At 50.3% G+C, this 10,164-nt stretch carries 7 protein-coding genes and 3 pseudogenes; all 10 read left to right on the top strand.

The genetic code is table 11. The annotated features are described in order from the left end of the window. Nucleotides 1–1,026 (top strand): annotated as a pseudogene (locus DZ54_RS19880) (FHIPEP family type III secretion protein); the annotation flags it as partial. A 25-nt stretch (nt 1,027–1,051) separates the two neighbouring features. After that, nucleotides 1,052–2,608: a flagellar biosynthesis GTPase FlhF gene (gene flhF / locus DZ54_RS0107235; RefSeq protein WP_025673589.1), complete on the top strand. Its 1,557-nt coding sequence runs from the start codon at nt 1,052–1,054 to the stop codon at nt 2,606–2,608. Beyond that, nucleotides 2,601–3,488 carry a MinD/ParA family protein gene (locus DZ54_RS0107230; protein WP_025673588.1) on the top strand — a complete coding sequence of 296 codons (888 nt, stop codon included), beginning with the start codon at nt 2,601–2,603 and terminating at the stop codon, nt 3,486–3,488. Before flhF ends, DZ54_RS0107230 begins: the two co-directional genes overlap by 8 nt. Beyond that, nucleotides 3,481–4,206, top strand: coding sequence for an RNA polymerase sigma factor FliA (locus DZ54_RS0107225; RefSeq protein ID WP_025673587.1), 726 nt, complete (start codon nt 3,481–3,483; stop codon nt 4,204–4,206). The genes DZ54_RS0107230 and DZ54_RS0107225 overlap by 8 nt, the downstream gene beginning before the upstream one ends. Before the next feature lie 55 nt (nt 4,207–4,261). Continuing rightward, nucleotides 4,262–4,630 carry a chemotaxis response regulator CheY gene (gene cheY, locus DZ54_RS0107220; protein WP_037353866.1) on the top strand — a complete coding sequence of 123 codons (369 nt, stop codon included), beginning with the start codon at nt 4,262–4,264 and terminating at the stop codon, nt 4,628–4,630. Between the two features lie 31 nt (nt 4,631–4,661). Then, complete coding sequence (locus DZ54_RS0107215) at nt 4,662–5,396, top strand: protein phosphatase CheZ (protein WP_025673585.1); 735 nt, start codon at nt 4,662–4,664, stop codon at nt 5,394–5,396. A 9-nt stretch (nt 5,397–5,405) separates the two neighbouring features. After that, on the top strand, nt 5,406–7,661 hold the full coding sequence (locus DZ54_RS0107210) for a chemotaxis protein CheA (RefSeq protein ID WP_025673584.1): 2,256 nt from the start codon (nt 5,406–5,408) through the stop codon (nt 7,659–7,661). 19 nt (nt 7,662–7,680) lie between these two features. Then, entirely contained in the window at nt 7,681–8,817 is a 1,137-nt protein-coding gene (locus DZ54_RS0107205; protein ID WP_025673583.1) for a protein-glutamate methylesterase/protein-glutamine glutaminase, read from the top strand. Nucleotides 8,818–8,827: 10 nt separating this feature from the next. Beyond that, nucleotides 8,828–9,609 (top strand): annotated as a pseudogene (locus DZ54_RS19875) (ParA family protein). Beyond that, nucleotides 9,596–10,164 (top strand): annotated as a pseudogene (locus DZ54_RS0107195) (hypothetical protein); the annotation flags it as partial. The pseudogenes DZ54_RS19875 and DZ54_RS0107195, both read left to right, overlap by 14 nt.

The following is a 10,164-nucleotide window of genomic DNA, read 5'->3' as shown; positions in this document are numbered from 1 at the left end:
TGGGATGATGTGCAACCGGTTGACGTTATTGGCCTTGAAGTGGCTATCGCCTCATGCCATGGTTGACCGAGACCAAGGCGGCGAGTTGTTAGATCGTTGCAAGGGGTGCGTAAAACTCTCGCAAGATTTTGGCTTTTTGATCCCGCCGGTGCATATCCGCGATAACCTTGAGCTACCACCGCATAATTACCGCATTACCTTAATGGGGGTCGCTGTCGGTGAGGCGGAAGTGCACCCCCAACATGAGCTTGCCATTAACCCGGCCAAGTGTTTGGGCCGGTTGACGGTGAGCCGACTCAAGATCCTGCCTTTGGTTTAGAGGCGGTTTGGATAGAGCCGAGTCAACGTGAACACGCTCAAGCCTTAGGTTACACAGTGGTCGATTCGGCAACTGTACTGGCCACTCACCTAAGCCAGATGCTCACCAATAATGCCGAACGACTGCTGGGTCACGAGGAAGCGCAGAACCTAATTGATATGCTGGGCAAAAAAGTGCCGCGTTTGGTGGAAGGACTTATTCCCGATCAGATCCCACTGAGTGTGTTGGTAAAAGTGCTGCAGAACTTACTTAGCGAAGCGATTCCTATCCGTGATATCCGTACCATTGTACAAACCATGGCGGAGTACACCGGAAAGAGTCAAGATCCCGACATTTTAACGGCAGCGGTGCGGATTGCTCTGCGTCGTTTGATCGTCCAAGAAATCAATGGCAGCGCGCCTGAGCTACCGGTTATTACTCTTGTTCCTGAACTGGAACAGATGTTGCATAAAACAATGCAGGCGTCCGGTGGCGAGTCAACAGGCATTGAGCCTGGCCTTGCTGAGCGACTGCAGTCTTCTCTGGCTGAAGCGACTCAACAGCAAGAGCTACAAGGCGAACCTGCGGTATTGCTGACCTCTGGCGTGCTGAGAGCGACGCTCGCGAAATTCGTCAAAAACACCATACCGACGTTACGCGTGTTGTCTTACCAGGAAGTGCCGGATGAAAAACAAATTCGTATCGTTAATGCGGTTGGCAACAATTAACATCGTTTATGAGTAGGGCCGTGCTTTGAAAATAAAACGTTTTTTTGCAAAAGACATGAGAGCAGCATTGAGCCAAGTGAAAGAAGAGCTTGGTGCGGATGCGGTGATCATGTCTAACAAAAAAGTGACAGGTGGCGTAGAGATTGTCGCGGCTGTGGATGCAGACACGGAACCGATGCCGGATAAACCTGCTCCCAAGGCGCAACAGCAGTCGGCCAACGCCTATGCTCAGGCACATCGGCAACTTGCTGATGATCAAGTTCAATTGCGCCAACGCCAGCAAAGCCATTCACGCCAGAATGGACAGACCAAGCGACCACCTCGCTTCTCTGCGATGCTTGATGAATATCGAGAACAATCTCAGCAGCCTGAACCGGAAACCGAAGCTGACTCGCTGACCGCGTTGTTACAGCGTCAGCAAAAGCAGTCAAGAAGCGGGTCGCCCGGAAGCGGGTCGCGCTCACAGCCTCCCTCTGATGGGCGTCAGTCGGCACTAGGTCGTGGCTATGAACCTCGTCGTCAGTTAAAGAGCAATGGTCGTTCAGGCTGGCAGGATGCATCCCCGGCGCCTCGGTCGTCAGCGCCTGCTAAACCGCAACTTGATCCGTCTCGGTTTGAAGGACGTCAATCACGAGCCTCGGATCAGGAAATTGATGCTATGCGCCAAGAAATGGCGTCTATTCGTAGCTTACTTGAGCACCAGTTATCGGGATTGATGTGGCAAGAAGTAGAGCGTCGAGAGCCATTACGCGCCATGTTAATAAAGCGCCTAGAGCGGATGGGATTGTCTTCTGAGTTGGCCGACCAACTGGCGTGTTATATCCCAGAAGAAACGCCGCCCAATGAAGCGTGGCAAGCGTTGTTAGACTTGGTGGCGGATCAAGTGATTACCGTTAATGAAAACATGCTGGAAACCGGGGGAGTGATTGCCTTGCTTGGCCCGACAGGGGTGGGCAAAACGACCACCATTGCGAAGTTAGCCGCGCGCGCCGCAATGGAATTTGGCCCCGAAGATATTGCCTTGGTGACGACGGATACCTTCCGCATTGGTGCCCATGAGCAGCTCGCCACCTATGGCCGTATCCTTGGCTGTCCCGTCAAAGTTGCTAAAGATGCGGATGATCTTGCCGATATTCTCTATCAACTTCGTCATAGACGCTTGATATTGCTAGATACCGCGGGAATGGGACAGCGAGATCTTCGGTTGTCGGAGCAGCTGGATACCTTAATGCAGAGCAGTGGCTCACATATTCGTAGCTTGTTGGTGTTGCCTGCTACATCGCAGCGCCGCGTATTGCAAGAAACCATCGAACACTTTCGTCGTATTCCCTTATCGGGATGTGTACTGACCAAGCTGGATGAATCGCTCAGCCTCGGTGAATTATTGTGTGTCACCATCGAAAATGCCCTGCCTGTGGCCTACTTAGCCGACGGGCAACGTGTGCCGGAAGATATCCGTCAAGCCACGGGACAATTTCTGGTTGTCAAAGCCAGTGAAATGTTGGAGTCAGGCACGGATCAGCACAGTCACTTCTGGAGCAGTGATGTCCCAGAGTCGAATGGGGCGGACTTTTATGATTGAGACAACCATGCAAGATCAAGCAAGCGGCCTTCGCCGTTTAACCAATCCGTCACGCACCAAGGTTATTACCGTAACCGGGGGCAAAGGTGGCGTAGGAAAAACCAATGTCACGCTAGGGATGGCTGCCTCTATGGCTCGCCAGGGCAAAAAAGTGATGGTGCTTGACGCCGACCTTGGCCTCGCCAATGTGGATGTATTACTCGGATTGCGGGCGGGTAAAAATCTGTCTCATGTCCTTCAAGGTGCCTGTGACCTTAAAGATATTATTCTAGAAGGGCCGCATGGTATGAAAATCGTCCCTGCCTCGTCGGGTCTGCAAGGCATGACAGAGCTGACACCCACGCAACATGCTGGTTTAATTCGTGCATTTGGTACACTCGAAGAAGAGGTTGATGTACTCTTAGTGGATACGGCGGCGGGTATTTCTGATATGGTATTGAGCTTTTCACGAGCGGCACAAGATGTCGTTATTGTGGTCTGTGATGAACCCACATCGATTACCGATGCGTATGCGTTGATTAAAGTGCTAAGCCGCGAACACGGTGTGACACGCTTCAAAGTCGTTGCAAATATGGTCAGAAGCTACCGCGAAGGGCGAGATTTGTTCACAAAATTAACGCGAGTCACTGAACGGTTTCTCAATGCTAATCTAGAATTAGTAGCATGTGTTCCCGTGGACGAAAGGGTGAGGCAGGCCGTGAGAAAACAAAAAGTTGTCATTGACGCATTTCCTCGTTCCCCCGCATCATTAGCTATGAATGCGCTTGCGAATAAAGCGCTGACATGGCCGGTACCACGCAATCCGGGAGGGCATCTGGAGTTTTTTGTTGAGCGATTGCTTATCAAAAATGATGACGCAGGAGAGTTAGTTCGTGAATAAAGCGCTCACGTATAGCCGCACAGGGGCAGATCGCCAAGCGGTATTTGAGCGTTATTCGAGTTTGGTTAAGCGCATCGCGCATCACTTGATGGGGCGCTTACCACCGAGCGTTCAAGTAGAGGATTTAATCCAAGCTGGCATGGTGGGTCTTCTTGAGGCGCAGCAAAATTATGACCCGTCAAAGGGCGCAAGTTTTGAAACTTATGCTGGTATTCGTATTCGCGGTGCTATGCTGGATGATATGCGCCGCGGTGATTGGGTTCCACGGTCTGTTCACAAGGCGAGTCGAACGATCAGTGATGCCATTGCATCGTTAGAAAAAACCTTGGGACGAGACCCAACCGATGTGGAGGTGGCAGAAAAGCTTGAAATGAGCTTGGATCAATACCATCAGGCGCTTAACGACGTAAGCTGTGGGCGTTTAATCGGTATGGACGATCTTGGTGTCTCTGAAGATGCATTCACAACAGAGAGTCGCCGTAACGATAATACTCCCTTTCAGGGTGTTGCAGAAGATAATTTCAAGGCCGCATTAGCGGGGGCGATAAAAAGTCTTCCTGAAAGAGAGGCACTGGTGCTATCTCTCTATTATGATGAGGAATTAAACCTCAAAGAGATAGGTGCAGTGATAGGGGTCAGTGAATCCCGGGTCTGTCAGATTCAAAGTCAGGCTACGCAACGTTTGAGAGCCAAGCTAACCGCTTGGCATAGTGAGTAAGTAAATGTTTCGACAATAAAACGAGACCTCACCGGAGGCAACCTTGGATAAAAACATGAAAATTCTCGTTGTTGATGATTTTTCAACAATGCGCCGTATCGTAAAGAATCTTCTTCGTGACTTAGGTTTCAACAATACCGTTGAAGCGGATGATGGCTTAACCGCGCTGCCAATCCTTAAAAAAGGCGGTATTGATTTTGTCGTGACCGATTGGAATATGCCGGGCATGCAAGGGATTGATCTGCTTAAAGAGATCCGCAAAGACGATGAACTTAAGCACCTTCCTATCTTAATGATCACCGCCGAAGCGAAACGTGAGCAGATCGTAGAAGCCGCGCAAGCTGGTGTGAACGGTTACATTGTAAAGCCTTTTACTGCCGCTACTTTGAAAGAGAAGCTTGATAAGATCTTCGAGCGCATGTAATCAGCAACGCGCACAGTAAAAAGGAACTGCCATGATCAACCTGGACCAAGCGAAACAATTGGTCGCGTATCTTGAAAATGGAGAACAAGATCACGCCAACACGCTTTTGACTGAAATAGCGAAAGAAGCGCGTGACCCACTGTTTAACGAAGTGGGTAAATTGACCCGCCAATTACACGATTCTATTACTGACTTTCGTTTGGATCCTCGAGTAAGTGATTTGGCGAACGTCGACATACCTGATGCGCGCGACCGGCTCACTTATGTGATGGAGAAAACTGAATTAGCGGCGAATAAGACCATGGACTCGGTCGAACGAACCATGCCGATAGCCAGTGCATTACAAGAAAATTTGCAAGCGGTGCGACCTAATTGGAACAGCTTGATGCGAGGCGAAATTGCCTTGGATGAGTTTAAGCCATTGTGCCACAACATCGATGAGCTTTTGACTCAGGTTGAAGGGGGCGCAACAGAACTTCATGCCCACCTGACTGATATTTTAATGGCACAAGATTTTCAGGACTTAACGGGCCAGGTAATTCGACGTGTTATTGAGTTAGTGCAGGAAGTAGAACAACAACTGGTTGAAATACTGACTGCGTTTGGCATGGATAGCGCTGCGATCGAAGCAGCATCGACAACACAAGCAGATGACACCACCAGTAAATCAGCCCCTGAGGGTCCTGTGATTCATCCCGAAGAGCGTGATGACGTGGTTCACAACCAAGATGATGTTGACGACTTATTATCGAGTTTGGGTTTTTAGAGGTGCGCTATGAGCTTTGAGATGGATGACGAAATCCTTCAGGACTTTTTGATTGAAGCGGGAGAGATCCTCGAGCAGATGTCTGAGCAATTGGTCGATTTGGAGCGTGCCCCTGACGACGCAGACTTATTGAACAGTATCTTTCGTGGGTTCCATACCGTAAAGGGCGGGGCAGGCTTTCTCGGCCTTAATGCCCTAGTTGACACGTGTCATGGTGCTGAAAACGTTTTTGATAATTTGCGTAATCACGGACGTGAGGTGACGTCCGATGTGATGGATACCATTTTGCAGGCATTGGATACCGTAAATGAACAATTTGCTGCCGTGCAAAATCGGGAAGATCCTGTTATTGCCGATGCTGCTCTGTTGGAGGCGCTTCATCGTTATGCTAAACCGGCAAGTGAAGACGAGGAAGTCTCAGCAGAGCCAGAGCCAGAGCCAGAGCCAGAGCCTGAACCGACGGCTGAATCCGAACCGCGAAACGATACGCCAGCATCACAAGATGCAGGAGCGATAGGCGGTGATTCAGTGGATGAAATTACGCAAGATGAATTCGATAAATTGCTTGATCAGCTCCACGGAGAAGGCAAAGCACCGACGCCTTCAGATGAATCATCGTCAGCTGAACCAGAAGTGGTAGAAAGCACAAAGGCTGATAGTGGTGATATCACTGATGATGAATTCGAAAAATTGCTTGATGATTTGCATGGTTCTGGCAAAGGTCCCGCCGCGTCACAGCCAGAAAATGATGCGGCTGAAACCAGTGCATCATCCTCTAGCCAGCAAGCATCAGCGAGCGTAGGAAGTGCTTCATCAGGTGGTGATGCGTTTATTGATGATGATGAATTCGAAAAGCTGCTCGATGATTTGCATGGAAAAGGGAAGGGACCAGCGGCTGATGCGGAAAGAGCGAAAGCCGATGCCGATAAAGTCGATGCCAAGGCTGAACCCAAACCACAGCCAAAACCTGACCCTGCGCCCGCAAAAAAAGCGAGCAAGCCAGAACCGGCCAAAGAAAGCGCACCTAAAAGCGCGGGGGCTGGAGCAAAAGCGCCTGCTGCCGCAGAAAAAGCGCCTGAGAAAAAACCGCCTGCTGCACCACAGCAAGAGCAAACCGTTCGGGTTAATACATCAACGCTTGACGGCATCATGAACATGGTTGGCGAACTTGTATTGGTGCGTAACCGACTCGTCAGCCTTGGTCAAAGCAGCAATGATGAGAGCATGGCGAAAGCCGTTACTAACCTGGATGTGGTGACAGCGGATCTGCAAGGCGCGGTGATGAAAACGCGGATGCAACCGATCAAAAAGGTCTTTGGTCGCTTTCCTCGTGTTGTACGCGATCTTTCGCGTACATTGAAAAAAGAAATTGTCTTGGAAATGCAGGGCGAAGAGACCGATCTCGATAAAAACCTTGTCGAAGCGCTGGCGGATCCTATGGTCCACTTGGTGCGTAACTCGGTTGACCATGGCATTGAAATGCCCGATGAGCGTGAAAAAGCAGGCAAGCCGCGTGTCGGTACCATTACCTTAAAAGCATCGCAGGAAGGGGATCATATCCTTCTCACTATCGCTGATGACGGTGGCGGTATGGATGCAGAAAAACTGAAAAGCATCGCGGTTAATCGCGGGGTTATGGATGCTGAAGCTGCCGCTCGCCTGAGCAACAGTGAAGCGTATAATCTTATTTTTGCCCCAGGCTTTTCGACCAAAACAGAAGTGTCCGATATCTCCGGCCGTGGCGTGGGGATGGATGTGGTGAAAACGGGCATCACCAAGCTCAATGGCTCGATTAATATCGACTCAGAGCTGGGACGCGGTACCGTTTTAGAAATCAAGGTACCACTGACCCTCGCCATACTACCGACCTTGATGGTGGGTGTGGGTGAGAATCCGTTTGCTTTCCCACTGTCCAACGTGAGTGAGATAATCAGTTTAGATATGTCTCGGACGAACACAGTTGATGGGCAGCTCACACTCATTGTTCGGGATAAAGCAATCCCTATTTTCTTCTTACAAGATTGGCTGTGTAAACGTGCAACGGAGATCGATAAAACCAAAGGGCATGTGGTGATTGTACAAATTGCTCACCAACGGATTGCCTTTGTTGTGGATACCCTATTTGGGCAAGAGGAAGTGGTGATTAAACCGCTTGATGAATTGCTGCAAGGTACACCGGGTATGGCAGGTGCAACCATCACGAGTGATGGACATATCGCCTTGATTCTGGATGTGCCCAACCTGCTGAAACACTACGCAGGTTAATGAGAGTATAAGGACGCCCATGGCCGTAAAAGTATTAGTGGTAGATGATTCTAGTTTCTTTCGTCGCCGTGTGAGTGAAATAATCAACGCTGACCCGAGGATGGAGGTGATTGATAGTGCGGTGAATGGCAAAGAAGCGGTTGAAAAGACGGCGCAACTTAAGCCAGATGTCATCACGATGGATGTCGAAATGCCGGTGTTAGACGGGATTTCAGCGGTACGCCAGATTATGGCGCAAACCCCAACCCCTATTTTGATGTTCTCATCACTGACACACGACGGCGCAAAAGCGACGTTAGATGCACTCGAAGCCGGCGCATTAGATTTCCTTCCCAAAAAATTTGAGGATATCGCCCGTAACCGTGACGAAGCCACTAGTTTGCTCCAACAGCGTGTTGTGCAAATTGCACGTAAGCGTCCGGTCATGCGTCGTGCTACACGTCCGTCACCTACCTCTAGTTCTGAACAAACTGCGCCACCGAATAGTGGAGCGAGAACCCCTGCGCGTCCAACGCCTAAACCAACGACTGGCGCAGGCGCAACGAAAAAAGCGCCTGCACGATTTACCGCAACAGGCAAGCGCTACCAATTAATGGCAATTGGAACCTCAACGGGCGGTCCTGTCGCCCTACAAAAGGTCCTAACTAAGCTGCCAGCGAACTTTCCGCTACCCATTATCTTGGTTCAGCACATGCCAGCCACATTTACCGCTGCGTTTGCTCAACGCCTTAATGGTTTATGTCAAATTACGGTTTCTGAAGCGCAAGATGGGGATGTATTGAAACCAGGACATGCTTATTTGGCACCGGGAGGCATGCAAATGATGCTTGATGGCCGCCCCGGTACGGCGCGTCTGAAAATTCTTGATGGCGGTGAGCGGATGAATTACAAACCTTGTGCCGATGTCACTTTCGGGTCGGCTGCAAAAATATTCTCAGATAAAGTCCTCTCAGTAGTTTTGACTGGGATGGGGGCTGATGGTCGAGAAGGTGCGCGTATGCTCCAAAATGCGGGGTCGACGATCTGGGCGCAAGACGAGGACAGTTGTGTTGTCTATGGCATGCCGCAAGCAGTAGCCAAAGCGGGCATATCATCGGAAGACTTGCCGCTTGACCGGGTTGCCGAGCGCATACTGGTTGAGCTGAATTTAAAATAAGGAGCGGGGCTTGATAGTCTGGAGTATCGCCAACCAAAAAGGCGGTGTTGGTAAGACAACAACCACGGTGACATTAGCAGGATTGATTAGTGAGCGTAAAAAACGTGTCCTGCTGGTGGATACGGATCCGCACGCTTCTCTATCCACGTACTTGAATTTTGACTCGGAGCAGCTTCCGGCCAGTTTGTTTGATTTGTTCCAGTTACAAACCGTCAATAAGGAAACGGTCTCGCCACTTATTGTGAAGACCCAGTTTGAAAATATAGACTTAATCCCAGCCCACATGTCGCTGGCGACCCTGGACCGCGTCATGGGTAACCGCGGCGGTATGGGGCTGGTATTAAAAAAAGCCCTGAATGCGCTCTCGGATGACTATGACTATGTATTGATTGATTGTCCGCCCATTTTAGGCGTAATGATGGTCAACGCGTTAGCGGCGAGTCATCGGATCTTGATCCCGGTACAAACCGAATTTTTGGCGATGAAAGGGCTAGAGCGAATGATGCGGACGTTACAGATCATGCAAAAATCTCGACGTTCCAACTTTAATGTAACTATCATTCCCACCATGTACGATAAGCGAACACGCGCCTCGTTAGAGACATTACAAGAGTTGAAAATTCGCTACAGTGATCAGGTATGGGCGTCAGCGTCCCCATCGATACCAAGTTTCGAGATGCGAGTCTTAAACATATGCCAGCGTCTTTTTATGCGAAAAACTGCCGCGGTGTCTTTGCTTATAAAACGCTATTAACCTATTTGGAGCGACTGGAACAGGATGAACAAGCATAACGCCCTCTCCAGTGGTCAGGCGCTCGATGATTATTTTGAAGCCCTACTGGATGATTTAGGTGACAGCACGGAAAGCGATGCGCAATCCGTCATGCCCGACTTGGGATCGACGCGGGTATCGTCTGCTTCGCTGATCGAAGATGAGTCTTCAGTACAATCGCGGTTGCAGCCGAAGCTTCAACCGAGTGCTGCGCCGTTGAAAGCCGATTCGGTTGCTTACGCTGAGCCAGAGCGCGACTTAGCGGAAGTTGAACGTTTGTTAGCCCAACTTAGAGTGGACGAAGAAGCAGAGCTAGACGCACAATCGAAAACCTCAACGGAAACTGAGCAAGTCCAAGACACCGCGACGGAATTAATAGAGCCCTTGGTTGAGGAAGCGTCTGATCAAGCGGTCGACAGTTACACCATGGCCGATTGGGGCCTAGAAGAAAAGGACACTATTACGGTGGACGAGTCTGTGCCTGAGGTAGAGACTGCGTCCGAGACCGAGACCGAGACCGAGACCGAGACCGAGACCGAGACCGAGACCGAGACCGAGACCGAGACCGAGACCGA

The organism is Salinivibrio socompensis S35 (genome assembly GCF_000513715.1).
GTDB lineage: Bacteria > Pseudomonadota > Gammaproteobacteria > Enterobacterales > Vibrionaceae > Salinivibrio > Salinivibrio socompensis.
The sequence above is the reverse complement of the archived record's forward strand: the minus strand, read 5'-3'. Positions and strand labels throughout refer to the sequence as shown.